The organism is Peptostreptococcus canis, assembly GCF_014229965.1.
Classification (GTDB): Bacteria; Bacillota; Clostridia; order Peptostreptococcales; family Peptostreptococcaceae; genus Peptostreptococcus; species Peptostreptococcus canis.
Map to the genome: position 1 here is coordinate 30191 of NZ_JABGBW010000009.1, position 19700 is coordinate 49890.

The 19700-nt window shown below is 28.8% G+C and carries 21 protein-coding genes and 1 pseudogene; 15 read left to right on the forward strand and 7 right to left on the reverse strand.

Annotated elements, in window-relative coordinates:
* Window positions 1-10: 10 nt before the first annotated feature.
* The 5 genes from HLB29_RS08150 (at window position 11) to panC (ending at window position 4380) form a co-directional block, all read left to right on the forward strand.
* A complete protein-coding gene (locus HLB29_RS08150) occupies window positions 11-697 on the forward strand; it encodes a YidC/Oxa1 family membrane protein insertase (RefSeq protein WP_185624676.1) in 687 nt (228 codons plus the stop codon).
* A gap of 20 nt (window positions 698-717) precedes the next feature.
* On the forward strand, window positions 718-1473 hold the full coding sequence (jag, locus tag HLB29_RS08155) for an RNA-binding cell elongation regulator Jag/EloR (protein WP_185624677.1): 756 nt from the start codon (window positions 718-720) through the stop codon (window positions 1471-1473).
* A gap of 323 nt (window positions 1474-1796) precedes the next feature.
* The gene (locus HLB29_RS08160) at window positions 1797-2666 is read left to right on the forward strand and encodes a Rossmann-like and DUF2520 domain-containing protein (RefSeq protein ID WP_185624678.1); all 870 of its coding nucleotides are present in this window, start codon (window positions 1797-1799) and stop codon (window positions 2664-2666) included.
* 19 nt (window positions 2667-2685) lie between these two features.
* Complete coding sequence (gene panB, locus HLB29_RS08165) at window positions 2686-3513, forward strand: 3-methyl-2-oxobutanoate hydroxymethyltransferase (RefSeq protein ID WP_185624679.1); 828 nt, start codon at window positions 2686-2688, stop codon at window positions 3511-3513.
* A gap of 24 nt (window positions 3514-3537) precedes the next feature.
* Window positions 3538-4380 (forward strand): pantoate--beta-alanine ligase, encoded by an 843-nt coding sequence (gene panC / locus HLB29_RS08170; protein ID WP_185624680.1) that lies wholly within the window; start codon window positions 3538-3540, stop codon window positions 4378-4380.
* 89 nt (window positions 4381-4469) lie between these two features.
* Here the strand turns inward: panC and HLB29_RS08175 are convergent.
* From HLB29_RS08175 to HLB29_RS08195, 5 genes and pseudogenes are all read right to left on the reverse strand, one after another.
* Window positions 4470-4634: pseudogene (locus HLB29_RS08175) on the reverse strand (transposase); the annotation flags it as partial.
* Window positions 4635-4820: 186 nt separating this feature from the next.
* Window positions 4821-5156 (reverse strand): amidase domain-containing protein, encoded by a 336-nt coding sequence (locus HLB29_RS09850; protein WP_185624697.1) that lies wholly within the window; start codon window positions 5154-5156, stop codon window positions 4821-4823.
* Window positions 5099-5839, reverse strand: a complete 741-nt coding sequence (locus HLB29_RS08185; protein ID WP_185624681.1) for a hypothetical protein — start codon at window positions 5837-5839, stop codon at window positions 5099-5101. Before HLB29_RS08185 ends, HLB29_RS09850 begins: the two co-directional genes overlap by 58 nt.
* Window positions 5840-6287: 448 nt before the next feature.
* Window positions 6288-7022 (reverse strand): HAD family hydrolase, encoded by a 735-nt coding sequence (locus HLB29_RS08190; protein ID WP_185624682.1) that lies wholly within the window; start codon window positions 7020-7022, stop codon window positions 6288-6290.
* The gene (locus HLB29_RS08195) at window positions 7023-7559 is read right to left on the reverse strand and encodes a TDE2712 family protein (RefSeq protein WP_185624683.1); all 537 of its coding nucleotides are present in this window, start codon (window positions 7557-7559) and stop codon (window positions 7023-7025) included.
* 248 nt (window positions 7560-7807) lie between these two features.
* Between HLB29_RS08195 and mnmE the strand changes: the two genes are divergently transcribed.
* The 3 genes from mnmE to rsmG all read left to right on the forward strand — a co-directional run bounded on the left by mnmE (window position 7808) and on the right by rsmG (window position 11869).
* A complete protein-coding gene (gene mnmE, locus HLB29_RS08200) occupies window positions 7808-9187 on the forward strand; it encodes a tRNA uridine-5-carboxymethylaminomethyl(34) synthesis GTPase MnmE (protein ID WP_185624684.1) in 1380 nt (459 codons plus the stop codon).
* 66 nt (window positions 9188-9253) lie between these two features.
* A complete protein-coding gene (gene mnmG / locus HLB29_RS08205) occupies window positions 9254-11137 on the forward strand; it encodes a tRNA uridine-5-carboxymethylaminomethyl(34) synthesis enzyme MnmG (protein ID WP_185624685.1) in 1884 nt (627 codons plus the stop codon).
* A gap of 15 nt (window positions 11138-11152) precedes the next feature.
* Entirely contained in the window at window positions 11153-11869 is a 717-nt protein-coding gene (gene rsmG, locus HLB29_RS08210) for a 16S rRNA (guanine(527)-N(7))-methyltransferase RsmG (RefSeq protein WP_185624698.1), read from the forward strand.
* Between the two features lie 28 nt (window positions 11870-11897).
* Here rsmG and HLB29_RS08215 read toward each other — a convergent pair whose 3' ends face one another.
* Together HLB29_RS08215 and HLB29_RS08220 are read right to left on the reverse strand one after the other, a co-directional pair.
* The gene (locus tag HLB29_RS08215; RefSeq protein WP_185624686.1) at window positions 11898-13043 is read right to left on the reverse strand and encodes an aminotransferase class V-fold PLP-dependent enzyme; all 1146 of its coding nucleotides are present in this window, start codon (window positions 13041-13043) and stop codon (window positions 11898-11900) included.
* 18 nt (window positions 13044-13061) lie between these two features.
* Complete coding sequence (locus HLB29_RS08220; RefSeq protein ID WP_185624687.1) at window positions 13062-13658, reverse strand: GerMN domain-containing protein; 597 nt, start codon at window positions 13656-13658, stop codon at window positions 13062-13064.
* A gap of 347 nt (window positions 13659-14005) precedes the next feature.
* Between HLB29_RS08220 and yedF the strand changes: the two genes are divergently transcribed.
* The 7 genes from yedF to HLB29_RS08255 all read left to right on the forward strand — a co-directional run bounded on the left by yedF (window position 14006) and on the right by HLB29_RS08255 (window position 19391).
* Entirely contained in the window at window positions 14006-14623 is a 618-nt protein-coding gene (yedF, locus tag HLB29_RS08225; protein WP_185624688.1) for a sulfurtransferase-like selenium metabolism protein YedF, read from the forward strand.
* Window positions 14624-14631: 8 nt separating this feature from the next.
* Window positions 14632-14895 carry a putative Se/S carrier protein gene (locus tag HLB29_RS08230; protein ID WP_185624689.1) on the forward strand — a complete coding sequence of 88 codons (264 nt, stop codon included), beginning with the start codon at window positions 14632-14634 and terminating at the stop codon, window positions 14893-14895.
* Between the two features lie 20 nt (window positions 14896-14915).
* On the forward strand, window positions 14916-15101 hold the full coding sequence (locus tag HLB29_RS08235) for a DUF951 domain-containing protein (RefSeq protein WP_185624690.1): 186 nt from the start codon (window positions 14916-14918) through the stop codon (window positions 15099-15101).
* A gap of 201 nt (window positions 15102-15302) precedes the next feature.
* Window positions 15303-16499: an aminotransferase-like domain-containing protein gene (locus HLB29_RS08240; protein ID WP_185624691.1), complete on the forward strand. Its 1197-nt coding sequence runs from the start codon at window positions 15303-15305 to the stop codon at window positions 16497-16499.
* A gap of 230 nt (window positions 16500-16729) precedes the next feature.
* Window positions 16730-17629 carry a radical SAM protein gene (locus HLB29_RS08245; RefSeq protein ID WP_185624692.1) on the forward strand — a complete coding sequence of 300 codons (900 nt, stop codon included), beginning with the start codon at window positions 16730-16732 and terminating at the stop codon, window positions 17627-17629.
* A 246-nt stretch (window positions 17630-17875) separates the two neighbouring features.
* The gene (locus HLB29_RS08250; RefSeq protein WP_185624693.1) at window positions 17876-18409 is read left to right on the forward strand and encodes an RNA polymerase sigma factor; all 534 of its coding nucleotides are present in this window, start codon (window positions 17876-17878) and stop codon (window positions 18407-18409) included.
* Window positions 18396-19391 (forward strand): hypothetical protein, encoded by a 996-nt coding sequence (locus tag HLB29_RS08255; RefSeq protein ID WP_185624694.1) that lies wholly within the window; start codon window positions 18396-18398, stop codon window positions 19389-19391. The genes HLB29_RS08250 and HLB29_RS08255 overlap by 14 nt, the downstream gene beginning before the upstream one ends.
* Window positions 19392-19700: the final 309 nt, after the last annotated feature.

The following is a 19700-nucleotide window of genomic DNA, read 5'->3' on the forward strand; positions in this document are numbered from 1 at the left end:
GGAGGTATTAATGAGTTTTATTACAGGTTCATTAGGGATGATTTTAAAATCAATATATGGAGTAATAGGAAACTATGGTCTATCGATTATCGTATTTACCGTTATAATCAAAGTAATTCTTACTCCGCTGGCGGTTAAACAGACTAAGTCTACATTTGCTATGTCTGAAATAAACCCTAAAATTAAAGAAATACAGGAAAAATACAAAAATAAACCGGAAAAACAAAACGAAGAAATTACTAAATTGTATAAAGAATCAGGATTCAATCCAATGGCAGGTTGTTTACCGTTACTTATACAAATGCCAATATTGTTTGGATTATTCTATGTATTTAGAGATCCGGTTGCACACGGTGTATTTGCTACAAAAGCAGAGTTTTTGGCAGCAAATGGAAACTTTTTATGGATAAAGTCTTTAATTAAACCGGATTATATATTAGCTGTATTATCAGGTTTAAGTGCCTATTTTATGCAAATAGTCATGACACCAAAGGAACAGATGGAAGGTCCTATGAAGATGATGACATATTTATTACCGGGTATGTCGCTTATTTGGGGGTTCTCTTTTCCGGCAGCACTTACGCTTTATTGGACAATAAGTAATGTTTTTTCTGTATTCCAGTTTTATGTTATAACGAAACCTCTAAAAGCTAAATTGGAAGCAGAAAAACAAAAATCAAATATAAAAGGAAAATAAGTTTGTAGGAGGTTAGTATAGTGGAATCAAAAATATTGTATGCCAAAAATTCAGATGAAGCTGTTGAACAACTACTTAAATCTACAAATGCAGATAAAGAAAGTATTCAAATAACAGTAAAAGAAAAACCGAGTAAGGGATTCTTAGGAATAGGCGCTAAAGATGGCGTTTATGAAATTAAATACAATTTACTAGATAAAAAAGATGAAAAAAATGATGAAGTAGTAGCTTCCGATTCAAATGTGGAAGAAAATAAATCCGTTGATAAAAGCGATGAAATTGAAAGTGAACAAATTGATAGTAAAGATGTAAACGTAACAGAGGAAGAAGAAATTGAAATTGCTAAAAATTTCGTTGAAGAATTATTGAAAAATGCAGATGTAGATGCAAAGGTAAATGTCAAAGTTGAAGATGGTCTGATAAAGGTTAAAATATTGGGCGATGATGCCAGTTGTTTAATCGGTAGAAGAGGCGATACTCTTGATGCCATTCAATTTTTGACAGGTCTTGCGTTAAACAAAGTAAATAAAGATTCAAATACAAGGGTTTTTGTAGACATAGAAAATTATAGAAGTAAGAGAGAAGAGTCTTTAAAAAGATACTGCTATAAAGCTGCAAGAGAAGTTGCTAGAACTAAAAGAACCAAAAAACTTGATTATATGAATCCTTATGAAAGACGTATAATTCATTCTGCTCTTCAAAATGATAGATATGTGATTACTTATAGTGAAGGAACAGATCCTTATAGAAGAGTAGTAATAGAATATAAAAAATAATTAATAAAATATAAAAAGATGGATGACGTTATCTATATATCATTCATCTTTTTTATTTTACAATCAATAGCTTTTGCTAATGCTTTTGCAGATTTGCTGTTGAAATGAATACTATCAATTATATTATTTAACTTATGAATTTTTGAAATTAACTAACATTTACTTTGATTTTATAATGGTATAAAAAATAATAAAATTTAGTTTCTAAATATATATTGTATTTTTAAGTAAATTGTGATAATTTTAGATTGGTGGTATTCGAAGAAACTACACATTTTCTGGTTGCATAGGAGTCATTCAAATTGGTTTTGTGAGGTGATGCTATGTACAAAGTTGGTATAATAGGAGCAGGTAAGGTTGGAATTTCAGTAGGTCTATATTTTTTTAATACAGATGAATTCGAGATATCCGGTTATTATAGTAAATCCCTTGATAGTATAAAATATGCTTCAAAGATGACTAATTCTGCTCAATTTAATAATTTAGAAAAGCTTGTTAATAAAAGTGATATTTTGATTATTACTACTCCCGATGATAGTATTTCTGAAGTTTGGGAGAAAGTGTCTCATTTTAATATTCAAAATAAGATAATATGCCACTGTAGTGGCTCATTGTCATCAGAAATTTTCTTCGATATATCTTCAAAAGGAGCACATGGTTGCTCTCTTCATCCACTAATGGCTATAAGTAGCAAAGAAAATTCTTATAAAGATATGAATAATACTTTTTTCACTTTAGAAGGTGATAAAAAGGCAATAGAGGTTATTGAAAAGCTACTTATATCTAAAAATAATCAATATAAAATTATACATACAATGGATAAAATTAAATATCATTTAGCATCTGTTTTTTTAAGTAATTTAGTCCTTTCACTGGGGAATATTTCTTTAGGATTGCTTGAAGAATATGGGTTTGACGAAAAGGATGCATTGAATGCATTTTCTAGTTTAGCCATTGGTAATTTAAAGAATTTTTTTGAAAAAGGTGTTGTAGATTCAATAACAGGTCCGGTGGAAAGAAATGATATTGGTACTATTGAGAATCACTTAAAATCAATATCTTCAGATAATTATATTGATGTGGATAAAATTTATAGGCTTCTTAGTTTAGAAATTATCAAAGTTGCCGAAAAAAAGCATAAAGATAGAGACTATAAAAATTTAAAAGGTTTATTGAGGAAGGAGAGACTTTAGTAATAAGTCGAATTTAATTATGAAAAATACTGTTTTAACATTCAGAGATGCTAAGATTAAAGGTGAAAAATTAACTATGCTTACTGCATATGATTATACTACGGCTAAAATAGTAGATGAATCAGGTGTAAATTCCATATTAGTTGGAGATTCTTTAGGTATGGTTATGCTCGGATATGAAGATACCCTTAGTGTGACTATGGAAGATATGATACATCATACTGCAGCTGTTGCAAGAGGTGCAAAAAATGCATTAGTAGTTGGAGATATGCCTTTTATGTCTTATAATACCGGAATCAGGGATGCGGTTATAAATGCCGGAAGACTTATGAGTGAGGGAAGAGCTAACTGTGTTAAGCTTGAAGGTGGAAAAGAAATAAGCGATGTTATAAAAGCAATAGTTGAAGCTAAAATACCGGTGTGTGCCCATATAGGTCTTACGCCGCAAGCAGTAAATTCTTTAGGTGGATTTAAAGTCCAAGGTAAGGATGAAGAATCTGCAAAAAAGCTGATTGAAGATGCTTTAGCAGTTCAAGAAGCTGGAGCATTTGCTGTTGTACTTGAGTGTGTTCCGGCATTATTGGCAGAAAAAGTAAGCAATATGTTGGATATTCCTACAATTGGTATAGGTGCGGGTGCAGGATGTGATGGACAGGTGCTTGTTTATCAAGATATGCTTGGTTTGTATAATGATTTTGTACCTAAGTTTGTAAAACAATTTGCCAATGTGGGCGAAGTAATGAGAAGTGGAATAAAAGAGTATATAAAAGAAGTTCAAAATGGTAATTTCCCAGAGGAAAAACATACTTTTAAAATAGATAGAGAAGTAATAGAAAAATTATATTAATAAAGATTTTATGCAGGTGAAAATATGAAAATAATAAGAAACATTGAAGAGATGAAAATTATTTCAAAAGAAATAAAAAGTAAAGGTATGTCATTGGGAATGGTTCCAACTATGGGATTTCTTCATGAAGGACATAAAAGTTTAATAAAATGTGCAAAAGAAAATAATGATATTGTAACTGTAAGTATTTTTGTAAATCCGACTCAATTTGGACCTGATGAGGATTATGAAAGTTATCCAAGGGATTTGGAACATGATTCAAAGATTTGCCAGATGGAGGGAGTAGATTACATATTCCATCCGGAACCTGATGAAATGTATCCAGATGGTTATTCTACATTTGTAATTCCCGGTGAAAAGATGACTAATATTTTATGTGGAATTACAAGACCGGGTCATTTTAGAGGGGTCTGTACAGTTTTAACAAAATTATTTAGCATTATAAATCCGGATAACGCCTATTTTGGTGAAAAAGATATTCAGCAATTAGCTATAGTTAGAAGAATGGTAAAAGATCTTAATTTAGGTGTGAATATAAACGGATGTCCAATAATTAGAGAAGAGGACGGATTGGCGAAAAGTTCAAGAAATACGTATTTAAATGAAGAAGAAAGGAAAGCGGCAATAATTCTCAGAAAAAGTATTTTAAAAGGCAAAGAATTTATGGATAATGGCGAGAAAAATGTTGAAAAGATAAGAAAAGTCATTGTAGATAGTATAAATTCAGAACCTTTAGCAAAGATAGATTATGTTGAAATAATAGATTTCGATACTTTTGACAGAATTGAAAAATTAAGTAAAAACACTCTTATAGCAATGGCTGTATACATTGGAAAAACAAGATTAATAGATAATTTAATTTATTGATTATAAATTCACAATTTATATATTAGTTAAAGTATAATATATAAAGGTTCTATGTCAAATGACGTTGATGATAATTTAAATCAATAAAATTATGTGGTAGCATCCGTAACAAATGATGCGTTATGGATGTTGCCTTTATATTTTTCCATAAGTAAAATTCTTAATCTAAAATTTCTAAAATTGGAATATCCGAAGGATATCCTTTTAATCACTTTAATCTTGTTGTTCTTGCCCTCAACCATACCATTTGTATACTGATATTTCAATTTAAAACTGTATACTCAATTCCTTTAATCCATTAATATTTTGAATACATGTCATATATCCTTGTTTGTTTTTTTTTGGACGATTAAATTATATAACAGATTTGACATGCTGTTCTTTTTTTGCAAAAAAATATGCGTTGAGAGAGAAAAAAATTCTCTCATCAACGCTAAATATTATACACTCTTACTGTCATATGTGGGACCATATTTATAATCAATATGTCCCTGATCCAAACATTGAGAAACAAAGTTAGCACAGTCTCCACCATTATTTGAATAATTCAAATAATGGTATGGTGGATTAAAACTTCCTGCATAATCATTAGTATAACCATATTTTCTTGCATAATTAAGAGTATATCTTCTTATGGAAGTTCCTCTTTTTTGATAGGAAGTAGTATCTACACTTTCATTTCTATTGTTATCTATTTCAACTAAGTTGAAAAAAGATTCTATTTTTTTGTTATTATCATTTCTATCTTGGTTAGTTTTTTCAAATTTGTTATTAATAGCTTTTTTTCGTACTTTTCTCTAATTTGTTTTTCAAATTCATCATCTAAATTGTCTATACCCTGAGGATATACAATTTGAAATATTAAGTCTACATCTGAATCAGCATTATTTAGATACTCAATTATATTTTCATAATAAAATTGAAACAATTCTTTTAATTCATTTTCAGACATTTGTTTTGTTTGTTTTATTAAATTTTGCTTATTATGCTTTTTTCTAAAAATAAGCCCTTCATAAGTATTATAATAATTAGGTATAAAACCTTGTACATTTATAAAACAAATATCATTTTGATTCATAAAATTAATAAAGGTAATTTCTTTTTTTAATAAATCTTCGTCATTTAAATTTCCATATTTTTCTTCAAAAAACTTACTTATTCCATAAGGTGAATTTAACATTTCATTATAATATTCTTCAAAACTTGATGCATCTGTTTCTAATTTTTCCAAATAGATATTGTAGTTTGATCTTATAAAATCATCTCTCATTTTATTTAAGTTGCTAATATTAATTTCACTAATATTATTGCTTTTAAATGTGATAGGAGCATCAAATAATTCTGCTTCTGATGTAACTGTCACATCAATAAATTCTTTGTCTTCTGCATTTGAAATACATGTAAATAACATACTTGCTGCTATTGATAAGGCTAGTATTAATCCCTTTTTCATTTTCATAATTATACCTCTCATTCTGACTATAATAAGTTAATTAGGGTAACTTAAAACCTCATGATAATATGCAATATAAATATTATAAAATAAGCTATAAATATTATACAACATAATGTTTGTAAAATCAATATAACACTGTATAAAGTGTTGTTATTTTATGATAATATTAAGTTTTTGTGAAGTTTTCTATTGATATTATCATAAAATATATTTTTTACTGCATCAATTTCATTTATGGGAGTTTGAATTATACTATCTGAGTTACAAATTGTAAAATAAAGTGTCAGTATAAATAAAAGAGCATCAAACAATAAATATGGTATCATTAAAGTGCTAACAAAAATGAAAGGAATTTATTGTTTAATGCAAGATAAGTATATCACAAAAGAAAAAAGGTAAACACTTGTTAAATTTTAGATTTAATCTCCAGAGGCAAATTTTTAATTAGCCCTTATTTTTTTATAATTTTTTCTATTATTTCATATAATTCTTTAAAATTGTTTGCTATAAAATCAGGTTTATATTTACTGTTTTCAGGTTTGTATCCCCTATGATTAATCCATATTGATTTCATACCTGAAGATTTTGAACCTATAACGTCATTTAAATATGCATCTCCAATATAGTAAAAATCAACGTATTTTTCATCGGATATATTTAAATAATCAAGTATTTTTTCTTTAGCATAGTCAAATATACCTGTATTAGGTTTATGTATACCAATATCTTCCGAAATAAAAACCAGATTACTATCTATATATTTTTCTAAACCTAAATAATTGAATTTTTCAAACTGCTCTTTATGAGGTCCGTTTGAAATTATAGATAATGTATAATTATTTTTCTTTAGTATTTTTAAAATATTTTCTACATTATTTTCAAGAGTTATGTTTTTCTTTTCTCTTAGGTAAGTTAATTGAAATTCTATAGCTTTATCATCATCAATAAAAATACCATGATCCCTAAAAGCATTCTTGCTTCTATATATGCATAATTCCTCCATAGTAATTTTTCCATTTAATGCCTTGTCATATATTTCATTATTATATTTTCTGAAATCAAGAAATATTGAATGTATATTGTCGGGAATGACTTTAAACATGGAGTAAAATGCTAGCTTAAATGGGTATTCTAAATCATATAATGTATCGTCAATGTCAAATATAAATACTTTAATTTTTATCACTTACCCTTCTATTAATTCGCATAATCTTTCAAAAATATATTCTTTGATAGGTTTTCCATCTATTAATACATTTTCGTTTTCATCAAAATATATCATAAAGAAGTTTATTATTAAATTCCCATCTTTTATATAGTATGGATCAAGGTGAAGAGGTGCAATGTGTACAACTATCCTTTCTTGCTTTATATCACTATATTTTTCATTTAACTGATTGACAAGGTCGTCAACATTTAGAATTTTAATAGGCTGGGCCATTTTATTGGCTAAATTCACATCCTCTGCTATCCACATGTTTTTACTCCAGAATCTTTTTTCAGGCTTTGTAGCTCCTGATAGCAGTTCTCTATTTTGTATGGAACTTAGTACTTTTCTAATAGATTCTGATGAAAATTCATTTGTTTGTATAAGTTTCATAGCATCCATATTCGCTACATCTACAAAGAAGCTTTCTGTAACTTTTTCTCTATCTACTACTGAACTCCAATAGTAAAGCATAGATTCAATTACTTCTAAATTAATTATAATATTTTTTAACATAGTGTCCTCCAATTTTTGATATGTTTTTGTAATCTAATGTTTAAATTATGATTTTCTATAATTATTATATTACATATTTATGATAAGTTATAGTTTATTGGTAAACATATTTTAAAATTAATAAAATAATATTTTTGTGTAGGTATATTAACATGGGGAATATACTAATATAACGACCGTTTTTATGATATAATAGTATATTGATTAATGAAGAAAATTTTAGATAAAAAAGGAGTGTTATATTATATATGTTTATAGATGATACAATTTCAGCCATTGCCACAGCTCCTGGTGAGGGTGGAATAGGTATAATAAGATTGAGTGGAAATAAATCTATTGAAATTGCGAATAAGATATTTAAACCATTTTATAAAAATTCTATTGATGACTATAGCAATAGAACTCTTATCTATGGTAATATCTTTGATGGTGATAGTATAATAGATGAGGTTCTTTTGGCATTTATGAAAGGTCCAAATTCATATACTGCTGAAGATGTAATAGAGATAAATTGTCATGGCGGTTTTATTTCAGTGAAGAAAATCCTTGAATTGACTTTGAAAAACGGGGCCAGATTAGCAGAACCGGGGGAATTTACAAAAAGAGCATTTTTAAACGGTAGAATAGATTTATCTCAAGCGGAAGCAGTAATAGATATTATTAATGCAAAGACGGAACAGTCTCATATTATAGCCCAAAATCAACTGGAGGGAAATCTTTCTAAAAAAATAAAAGAATTGAGATTTAAATTGACTGAAGTACTTACACAGGTAGAGGTTGCTATCGATTATCCTGAAGAAGATATTGAGTTTATTACATATAAAGAGCTTATAGAAAAAACAGAATGCATACAAAAAGAGATAATTAATATGTATAAAACAGCGGATACAGGAAAAATTTTTAGAGAGGGATTAAAGACAGCTATATTAGGAAAACCAAATGTAGGAAAATCATCTCTTATGAATTCCATACTTGGAGAGAATAGAGCTATAGTGACTGATATACCCGGAACAACAAGAGATGTAATTGAAGAATTTGTTAATATAAAAGGAATACCATTGAAAATAGTAGATACTGCAGGAATTAGAGATACAGATGATATTGTAGAAAAAATAGGAGTTGAAAAATCTAAATTGCATTTAAAATCTTCAGATTTAAATTTAGTAGTCATAGATACATCCAGGGAACTTGATGATGAAGATATTGAAATACTTCAAAGTGTTGATAAATCAAAGACAATAGCTATTCTTAACAAAATAGATTTGAAATCAAAAGTAGATTTAAAAACTATTGAGAAGTATATAGATGAAAAAAATATTATTAGTATCTCAGCTCTTAAAAATCAAGGCCTTGAATTGATTCACGATAGAATTGAAGATATGGTATTTAGCGGCGAAATATCTAATACATCAGATATTATGATAACAAATTCCAGACATAAAGATGCAATTTATAAAGCTATGACATCTATAAATGATGCACTGGATTCATTGGGGCAACAAATGTCTTATGATTTTATTGAAGTTGATTTAAAAGATGCCTGGAGTAGTTTGGGATACATTAATGGAGACACTGTTTCAGAAGATTTGTTAGATACAATATTTAGTAATTTCTGTATAGGAAAATAAAGTAATAAAAAATGAATTTAATGGTTAATTTTGATAAAAAATATTTAATAAGCGGAAAGGAATTTTATGGAAAGATTTAAAGCCGGAAATTATGATGTTATAGTAGTTGGCGCAGGTCATGCAGGATGTGAAGCGGCACTTGCTTCAGCAAGAATGGGAATGAAAACATTGATGATTACCCTGTCATTAGATGCAATAGCTGCATTGCCATGTAACCCATCGATTGGAGGTACTGGAAAAGGTCAGCTTGTGAGAGAAATAGATGCTCTTGGCGGAGAAATGGGACTGAATATAGATAAAACTTATATACAAAGTAAAATGCTCAATACCGCAAAAGGGCCGGCAGTTCATTCATCTAGAGCTCAAACGGATAAAAATTTATATCATAGGGTTATGAAAGAAACTGTTGAAAATCAAGAAAATTTAGATATAATAATGGACGAAGTAGAGGAAATTATACATGAGGGTAAAGTAGTTAAAGGCGTAGCAACAAGACTTGGGAGTATATATAATTCAAAAATGACAATATTATGCACAGGGGTTTACCTTGAATCTACAATATTTATTGGTCATGATACCTTTAAAGAAGGTCCAAACGGTATGGCATATGCTAAAAGTCTTACAAAGAGCTTAATAGAAATAGGTCTTTCAATGAGAAGATTTAAAACTGGAACACCTGCCAGAGTTCATAAGGATAGTATAGATTTTTCAGTTATGGAAATACAGTCCGGGGATGAAAAAGTAAAACCATTTTCATTTATGAGTGATAATATAGAAAAAGAACAAATACTTTGTTATTTGACAAGAACTACCCCGGAAACTAAAACTCTTATTCAGGAAAATATAACCAGAAGTGCCATGTATAGTGGTAATATAGAGGGAACGGGTCCTAGATACTGCCCTTCAATTGAAGATAAAATAGTTAAATTTTCAGATAAAGAAACGCATCAGTTATTTATTGAGCCGGAGGGACTTGATACAAAGGAAATGTATGTGCAGGGAGTTTCTACAAGTTTTCCCGTTGATATGCAACTAAAGATGTACAGAACTATTAAGGGATTAGAAAATGTTAAAATAATGAGACCGGCATATGCAATTGAGTATGATTGTATAGATCCTACCCAATTAAAACAAAATCTTGAAATTAAAGGAGTTGAAAATCTATTTTCTGCAGGTCAGTTTAATGGAACTTCGGGATATGAAGAAGCAGCAGCTCAAGGACTAATTGCAGGTATAAATGCAGTTTTAAAAATACAAGGCAAAGAGCCTTTTATAATGGATAGATCTGAAGGATATATCGGAGTATTGATAGATGATTTGGTAACGAAAGGAACTAATGAGCCTTATAGAATGATGACTTCAAGAGCCGAATATAGACTATATTTAAGACAAGATAACGCAGATATGAGACTTACACAGAAAGGATATGATTTAGGGTTAGTAACTCAAGAGAGATATGATAGATTTATAAAGAAGAAAAATCAAGTGCAAGAGGAAATAAATAGATTAAAAAATGAACGGGTAACTCCTAACGAAGTAAACTATATTCTTGAAGAGCTTGGGGTTTCTAATTTAAATAACGGACTTTCTCTTTATGAGTTTTTAAAAAGACCCGAAATTGATTATTCAATTCTTGAAAGGATTGGAAAATCAGGAGTGGATTGTATTCCCGATGTAGTTAAGGAACAAGCTGTAATAATGATTAAATATGAAGGATATATAGACAAGCAAATGAAACAGATAGATCAGTTTAGAAAGCTTGAGAAGAAAAAATTATCCGATGATACAGATTATAATAATATAGACGGACTTAGATTAGAGGCGAGACAAAAGTTAAATGCGATTAAACCTACATCAATAGGGCAAGCTTCAAGAATTTCCGGGGTATCTCCATCAGACATATCTGTTCTTTTGATATATTTGGAGCAAAAAAGAAGAAATTTTAAATAGGAGGTAATCGTGTCGATAGAAAATAGAGAATTACTGAGAAAAGGTCTAATTGATTTTAAAATAGATGTAGATGACAATATGCTTGATAGATTTGAAAAATATAGAGAAGTACTTGTTGAATATAACAAATATATGAATTTAACAGGCATAACAGAACAAAGAGATGTTTATATAAAACATTTTTTGGATTCGGTAGCGATTTTTAAAAATGGATATATAATGGATGATATATCTATTATAGATGTCGGTACAGGGGCAGGATTTCCGGGAATTCCATATAAAATTTGTAACCCGAATATAAAGTTGACACTTTTAGATTCCCTGAAAAAAAGGATTAATTTTTTAAAAGAGGTAGGAAGCTCAATTGGATTTGAAGATATAGAATATATACATGGCAGAGCAGAAGATTTTGGACAAAATTTAAACTACAGGGAAAAACATGACATTGCTACAGCAAGAGCCGTAGCAAGTCTTCCTGTCTTATTGGAATTATGTGTTCCATATATAAAAGTAGGCGGTTTTTTTATATGTCTTAAAGGTCCGAATGTAGAAAATGAAATTGAAGAATCTAAAAATGCAATGAAAATATTAGGTGTAAAGCTGGTTGAAAAAATAGATGTACAACTTCCTGATGAAGAATTAAAACATAATATACTGGTATTTAAAAAACTGGAAAAAACAACTAAAAAATATCCTAGAAAAGCAGGTAAACCGTCAAAAAATCCACTTTAAATTAATTTAAAGTGGATTTTTAATATTATTATTCAACATCTTTTGCAATAATTTTTAATGCTTCAATAGCCTTATCAATATCGTCTTTTGTATTAAAATATCCAAGACTGAATCTAACTCCACCTTGATTTATAGTACCAATTGTTTTGTGTGCTAAAGGTGCACAATGTATTCCTGATCTTGTTGCAATATCAAATTCGGAATCCAATCTAAATGTTACTTCTCCGGAATCTAAATCATCTATATTTATTAGTATAACAGCAGATCTTTCCTTTGATGATTTTGGTCCATATAATTTTAATTTTGGAATTTCTGAAAGTCTGTCTATCATATATTGAGTAAGTTCTTCTTCATGTTTTCTGATATTATCTATTCCTGTATTTAAAATAAATTTTATACCAGCTCCTAAACCGGCTATTCCCGGAGTGTTATGAGTACCGGATTCATATTTATCAGGATATAGATCCGGTTGAGTAATCTCTTCGGATTTACTTCCGGTTCCACCTTCTCTTTGACTTTTTAATCTAATAATATCTGTAACATACAAAATACCAGTTCCCTGAGGTCCAAGAAGACCTTTGTGTCCAGGCATTGCAAGCATATCTATATTGTTCTTTTGAACATCGATGGAATAGACACCGGCCGATTGGGATGCATCTACTAAATATTTTACGTTATGTTTTTTTGCAATTTTCCCAATTGAATCTATGTCTACTAAAGTACCTGTAACATTCGAAGCATGAGTAGTAACTATCAATTTAGTATTTTCTCTTATAGAATTTTCTATATCTGATGGATTTATTTTTCCTTCACTATTTGCTTGAACAAATGTGTGTTCGACACCGTTTTTTTCTAATTCCATTATAGGTCTTAATACGGAATTATGTTCCATTGTTGTTGTAATTACGTGATCACCAGAATTAAGAAATCCTTTTATTGCGAGATTTAAAGAATCGGTAGCATTGAAAGTATAGACCACTTCCATCGGATTTTTTATGTTGAATAGCCTGGCTATTATATCTCTTGTTTCTTCAACCGTTCTTGCAGATTCCATTGCCATCTTATGTCCTGATCTGCCTGGATTAGCACAATAATTTCTAGAGCAATAATCCATAGCATTATATACAGATTCTGGCTTAGGAAAAGTTGTTGCCGCATTGTCTAAATAAATCACACTAACTCCTCCGATCTTTTACTTATATGTTAGGTATTCATTATCTTCAATATATATATGCCCGCTTGAGTAATTTTTTCCATCAACAGTAAGTTTAACCTGCTTTACTTTGAAAGTCTTTATCACACTGTTTGTAAATGATTGTAACATCAATGATTCAGCAGTTGAACCAAGTTGAGAATTTACAAATTTACCATTTACATCAACTATAAGAGTTCTGACTCCATCTATTTCTTCCACTTTTGCCTTATTTACATCAGTTCCCTCTTGAAGGACATTTTCTTTAATTAATTCTTTTATAATGTTTCCAACACTCAAATCATCAACCTTTTTTTTGTGTTCAGTAAGCTCTTCGGAATTTATATCATATGTGTAATATGTTATTTCTACCGTTTTTTTATCTGTTTGAGAATTTTTATCCTCAGATTTTCTTTCTTTAGATTCTTTGTCCTTATCTTCATTATCATTGGAATTTTTATTATCAGTTTCTACACTTTGATTTTGTTTTTTATCATCTTTTGAAGAAGAACTGTTGTCAATTTTTGAACAACCTATCAAAGATGAAGATACTAATAAACCTATAGTTATTGTAGCAATTATTTTTCTTTTTATCATATTTATTCCTCCTTTAATTTTTAAGCAATTAAGAATATATTATTATAAAATGCGTAAACAAAATTCTTTTAATATTATACCATAACTACCTTAATTAATAGTATATAAAAAAATAAATATAGTAGGTTAAAAAAATAGAAAAACCTAAATTTTATTGGCATTATAATATGAAAAAACAAAAAAAATATGTATTATATATTTTTAAACATATAAATATTAATATTAGAATTTGTTTTTTACAGATATTACCTAAAAATTTTAAAATTAGTAGGTGTTATTAAACCTAATAATATGATATTATATAAATGTAAGTATATTTCACATTCTTGAAATGGAGGAATAATTAGATGAGTGTAAAAGTTGATGCAAAGGGATTGGCTTGTCCTATGCCGGTTATAAAAACTAAAAAAGCGTTAGAAAGTATTGTTGAAGGAACTGTTGAAGTGGTTGTTGACAATAATGTTCCTAAAGAAAATATTTTAAAATTCGCAAAATCTATTAATTGTAAAGCCGAAGTACTAAAAAATAAAGAGGGAGAAATCGTTATCTCCATAGAAAAAGTGAAAAATAATAAAGTATCAATACCTGATGAAGATATAACTTGTGATACATTTGATAATAATATAGGGGATGAAGTTATCGCTATAATGAGTGATAAAATGGGAAATGGAAACGATGAATTAGGGAGAGTTTTAATAAAGGGATTTTTATTTGCACTTACTGAATCTAATCCGCTTCCAAAAGCTATTTTATTTCTAAATGGCGGTGTAGAATTGACAACTAAAAATGAAGCTACAGTAGAACATGTTAAAAAACTTGAAGAATTAGGAGTTGAAATTCTTTCTTGTGGAACATGTTTAGATTATTATGGCCTTAAAGAGGAATTAAAAGTAGGTTCTATAACAAATATGTATACTATAGTCGAAAATATGAAATCTTCTTCAAAATTAATTACAATAGGATAGGTAGCTTTATGAATGATTTTTATATTATTTCATTTAATTCAACTCATCATGCAATAAGGGCTGAAAAATTATTGGTGGAGGCTGGGTTAAGTGTTATGATCTTGCCTACTCCGAGAGAAATAGCAGCTAGTTGTGGGCTTTCTATAAAGTTCGAATTTAATGATATTGAAGTGATTAATAGTATTATGAAAGATAATTCTATTGAGAGAAGAGGAATTTATCATATTTTTAAAAAGGAATCTAAAAGAGAAGCAATAAAAATTCAAGATTAATTACAAGGAGGAAGGCAAATATGCCTCTAGACTTAAGTGTTGGTAAGGTTGTTGAGCTCAAAAAACAACATGCTTGTGGCAGTAAAGAATTTACAATAATTAGAACAGGTGCAGATGTTAAGTTTAAGTGTAATAATTGTGGCAGAATTATAATGTTGGATAGAGAGACTGCCGAAAAGCGAGTAAAGAAAATACTAGTAGAATAGAGAAGAATGTATTTTCTTTATTATGATTATTAGTAAGGGCTTTAATTAGCAAATATTATGTCGATAATTTGGAAATAGACTTTTAATTAGGAATGATTCATTATTATGTTTTATTGCAATAAATTAATAATGAATATATCGTCTATTTTTAAATTAAAAATAAATAATTATTTTGTTTAAATTAATTGGAGGTGCGTTATTATGGCAATTAAATTTGCAAAAAGACTAGAAAAAGCAGAAGGTTCTGCAATTCGTGAAATCCTTAAGTTAGCTTCAAATCCGGAAGTAATATCTTTCGCTGGTGGACTACCAGCTCCTGAATTATTCCCAGTTGAAGAAATGAAAAAAGTAGCGGTTGCAGTAATGGAAGAACAAGGTAGAGCTGCTATGCAGTATTCTGCTACAGATGGTTATCCACCACTAAGAGAAGCAATAGCAGAAAGAATGAATAGAAAGTTATATACTAATGTGACAGCTGATAGCATACTTGTAACTAACGGTTCTCAGCAGTGTCTAGACTTTATGGGTAGAGTATTTCTTGACGAAGGTGACAAGGTTATAGTTGAAAGTCCATCTTATCTTGGAGCATTAAATGCATTTAAGGCTTATGGTCCACAGTTTATAGAAATACCTACAGATGGCGATGGTATGATAATGTCAGAACTTGAAAAAGCTCTTGAAGAAAATCCTGACGTTAAATTTATATATGTAATTCCTGATTTCCAAAATCCATCAGGAAGAACTTGGCCAATCGAAAGACGTGAAAAATTTATGGAAATTATAAATAAATATGAAATTCCGGTTGCAGAAGATAATCCATATGGTGAATTAAGATTTGAAGGAGAAATATTCCCATCATTAAAATCTTATGATACAAAGGGATTAGTTTGCTTCTTTGGAACTTTCTCTAAGATTCTTTGCCCAGGATACAGATTAGGTTGGGTTTCTGCTTCACCTAAAATACTTGAAAAATTCAATATTTCTAAGCAAGCTTCTGACTTACAGGCATCTACAATTTCTCAGATGGAAATTGCTAAATATATTGAAATGTTTGATTTAGACGCTCATGTTGAAAAAATTAAAGAAGTATATGGACATAGAAGAACAGTAATGCTAGATGCAATGGATAAATATTTCCCAGAAGGTGTAACATTCACTAGAACAGATGGTGGATTATTCACATGGGTAACTCTTCCAGAAGGTATAGATGCAGCGCAGTTGATGAAAGATGTTGTTCTTCCAAATAATGTTGCATATGTACCAGGCGAACCATTCTATCCAAATGGCGGAAATGCTAATCACTTTAGAATGAATTACTCTTGTATGCCTGAAGATAAGATAGTAGAAGGGGTTAAGAGATTAGGAAAAGCTCTAACAGAAGCGATAGAAAAACTATAAGAGAATATTTATTTAAAATTATAAATAGAAGAAGTTATTTTATACAGAAAGAATTATTAATAATATAAACTTTAACAACAAAAAGTGGGAAATTATATGTTTTATCATTAATTTCCCACTTTTTGTTGTTTTGGAGGTGAATATGATTTAAAATTAGTAATAGGTAAGCAAGATACTTAAATATATGCAAATTTACAAATTGCTTTGAGAAGTAAATGGAGGTAGTAAAAATGAAATATGATGCACAAATATATAGACCGCCAAAGGAATATAAATCAATACTACTACAAGTTACGAGTGGGTGTACTCATAATAAATGTAAGTTTTGTGGAATGTATAGATATACAACCTTTAAAATGGAAAGTTTAGAACAAATAGAAAAGGATATTATAGAGGCAAGTCAGCATCCTTTTTATAAAAATTCAAAAAGAATATTTCTGTTAAATGGAAATCCATTTGTGTTGAAAACGGAAAGATTGTTGAAAATAGCCGAATTAATTCATAAGCATTTACCAAAGATAGAAGTTATTACTACATATTCTTCTATTAAAGATATAGAAATGAAGACGGATGAAGAGTTGGAATTATTAAAAAAAGCAGGATATAATGATTTATATTTGGGTATAGAATCAGGAAATCAAAAAGCTCTTGAGTTTATTAATAAAGGTAATACAGTGGAAGAAGCTATAAGAGAAATGAAAAGACTTGATAAATTTGATTATAATTATTATGCTATGATACTTACAGGCCTGATGGGAAAAGGAATAGATAAAGCTATAGAGAATGGTCAATTGACTGGAAAAATGTTGAGTAAAGTTAATTGTAGAGGGATTTTTCCAATGTCAGTTACACTAGTTCCTGGAACAGAATTATGGGATTTATATGTTAATGGCGAATATGAAGAAGCTACTGAATATGATAGACTTATAGAGTTGAGAGAAATAATTGAAAATTTGAAACCTGAAAAAACTGCATTGATATCATCTGCCCATAACTCTAATACTATGTATATTAAGGGAATAGTACCTCGTGAAACAGAGCGTCTATTGAGAGAAATAGATGAAATTTTAACTGAAAATTCACCTGAAGAAATGCAAGAATGGATTGATAGAAGAAGAATAATGCTATAACTATAAAAAATACTGTGATTTTTGTATAAAATTGCAGTATTTTTTATGGTTATAGCGATTTTAAATGCTTGAAGTAATCTTATACCATTGACATAATTAATTACTTTTGAGTAATAAAAAAATTTATAAATTTATGAGAGTTTGTTAATGGATTTGTGTTTTGAGCGTATATATATGTGAAAAGGTATTAAACTATAGTTGAATAATTAAAATCTCATTTGCCGGCGATAAGAGGGAGGTGATTACTTGAATTTTGACGAAATATATGAAAAATATTTTGGCAGAGTATATAAATTTATAAGAGTTAAAACTCTTAATAGTGAGGAGTCAGAGGATATAGCAGTTAAGGTATTTGAAAATGTATATAGAAATATTGATAGATTCTGTGAAGAAAAAGGTAGTATGGATATATGGATTTTTTCAATAGCAAGAAATGAAATAAATTCATATTATAGATCAAAAAATATTCAAGCAATCAGCATGGATAGTATAGGAGAAATAAGTGACAATAGTAATTCACCGGAAGATATTTTGAATAAAAAAATAGAAAATAAAAGATTACAACAGGCTCTTGAAATACTCAATGAAAATGAGAGATTTGTAATTTCATGTAAATACGCTGCAGGTCTCAAAAATAAAGAAATAGGAAAATTGATGGGAATTTCAAGTTCTAATGTGGGAGTAGTTCTATTTAGGAGTATGAAAAAATTAAAAAAACAATTAGCTTGTGACTTTGAAAATAAAAATGAAGATTGGAGGGATAGATATGAACAAGTATAAAAGTGATAATGAAATAGTAGACTATTTATTTGATAAGGATTTTGATCTATTCCTACAAGAAAACATCGATAATGAATTTGCACCTGATGAAGAGGTTAAAAATAGAGTGAAAAACAGAGTTATCGAAAATATTAATAATAATGAAAATATCGGTTTAAATGATTTCTATAATACTATTCGCTTTAAAGATAATAATATAAATACAGATATAGAAAATATAGGAGATGAGATAAAAATGAAAAAAAATAAAAGAAGTAAAATAATGAAAATACTAGCTGCAAGTATAGCTTTTGTACTTATAGCAGGAAATATTGGAACATATAGTATATACGGAAAAGATATGTTTACTGTAATTAAAGAAATCAATTTAAAAAATATAGGAATGATTTCTGAAAAATATGATGGTGATAATAAAAATACATCTATGGAAATTCCAAAAAATTTAAAAGGTCAGATTTTTGATGAAAAAGGAAATGTTGTGAAAAGGCTTACTCCTGAATTAGAAGGGAAAATATATGATAAAAATGGAAAAAAAATAATCGGATTTACGACAATAGAAGGTTCTGACAAAGTAGAAATGCAGGTAGAAGGTCAAGAGGAAGAAGGAATGATTTTATACAATTCAGTAGAAGAGGCATCTAATAAATTGAAATTCAAACCTTTAACTATACCTAATATGAAAGTAAAAAAAGTCTATCTATATGAAGATGAAAATAAAAATCCATCTTCTGAGATTATAGATATAATTTATGATAATGGAGATGGAGAAATATTTGTACAACAGAGATTTGCAAGCAAAGAAAATGGATATTATGGTGGTGCCGCAAATATCAAGAAAGTTGATATAAACGGAAATGAAGCTATTATGTCTGAAGATAATCAGGTAGATTGGGAATATAAGGACAAACTGGTAGGAGTAATTTCACATAGTAAAAAATTTAAAAATGATGAACTTCTGAAATTATGTAGAGAAATGAAATAAAATTAAATAGGTTTATTTTATAAAACCGGAAGAAATGATAATCTTCCGGTTTTATATTTTTTTTGTTAAAACAGGATATATAAAATCTAGCATAAAAAAATATTTAAATTATACATATATTTTTTGGATTTGACTATATAATAATGAGTGGCTAAACCTCTTCTCATATTATGTAAAAAACTTTTAATAAAAATAAAAACTTGTAAATCTATGTCAACCGTAAATGAAAATGTCCCAAAAATTTTTAAACATTAGCACTGGTTTTCCAGTGCTTTTTTGCTATTTGGATATGCCGTGCACCCCAACAAG

Coding starts and splice junctions, on each gene's coding strand:
- HLB29_RS08235 (WP_185624690.1), top strand. CDS start 14,916: ATGCCTCTAGACTTAAGTGTTGGTAAGGTTGTTGAGCTCAAAAAACAA.
- mnmE (WP_185624684.1), top strand. CDS start 7,808: ATGTTTATAGATGATACAATTTCAGCCATTGCCACAGCTCCTGGTGAG.
- HLB29_RS08230 (WP_185624689.1), top strand. CDS start 14,632: ATGAATGATTTTTATATTATTTCATTTAATTCAACTCATCATGCAATA.
- panB (WP_185624679.1), top strand. CDS start 2,686: ATGAAAAATACTGTTTTAACATTCAGAGATGCTAAGATTAAAGGTGAA.
- HLB29_RS08185 (WP_185624681.1), bottom strand. CDS start 5,839: ATGAAAATGAAAAAGGGATTAATACTAGCCTTATCAATAGCAGCAAGT.
- HLB29_RS08160 (WP_185624678.1), top strand. CDS start 1,797: ATGTACAAAGTTGGTATAATAGGAGCAGGTAAGGTTGGAATTTCAGTA.
- HLB29_RS08195 (WP_185624683.1), bottom strand. CDS start 7,559: ATGTTAAAAAATATTATAATTAATTTAGAAGTAATTGAATCTATGCTT.
- HLB29_RS08255 (WP_185624694.1), top strand. CDS start 18,396: ATGAACAAGTATAAAAGTGATAATGAAATAGTAGACTATTTATTTGAT.
- HLB29_RS08240 (WP_185624691.1), top strand. CDS start 15,303: ATGGCAATTAAATTTGCAAAAAGACTAGAAAAAGCAGAAGGTTCTGCA.
- HLB29_RS08150 (WP_185624676.1), top strand. CDS start 11: ATGAGTTTTATTACAGGTTCATTAGGGATGATTTTAAAATCAATATAT.
- HLB29_RS08245 (WP_185624692.1), top strand. CDS start 16,730: ATGAAATATGATGCACAAATATATAGACCGCCAAAGGAATATAAATCA.
- yedF (WP_185624688.1), top strand. CDS start 14,006: ATGAGTGTAAAAGTTGATGCAAAGGGATTGGCTTGTCCTATGCCGGTT.
- panC (WP_185624680.1), top strand. CDS start 3,538: ATGAAAATAATAAGAAACATTGAAGAGATGAAAATTATTTCAAAAGAA.
- mnmG (WP_185624685.1), top strand. CDS start 9,254: ATGGAAAGATTTAAAGCCGGAAATTATGATGTTATAGTAGTTGGCGCA.
- HLB29_RS08220 (WP_185624687.1), bottom strand. CDS start 13,658: ATGATAAAAAGAAAAATAATTGCTACAATAACTATAGGTTTATTAGTA.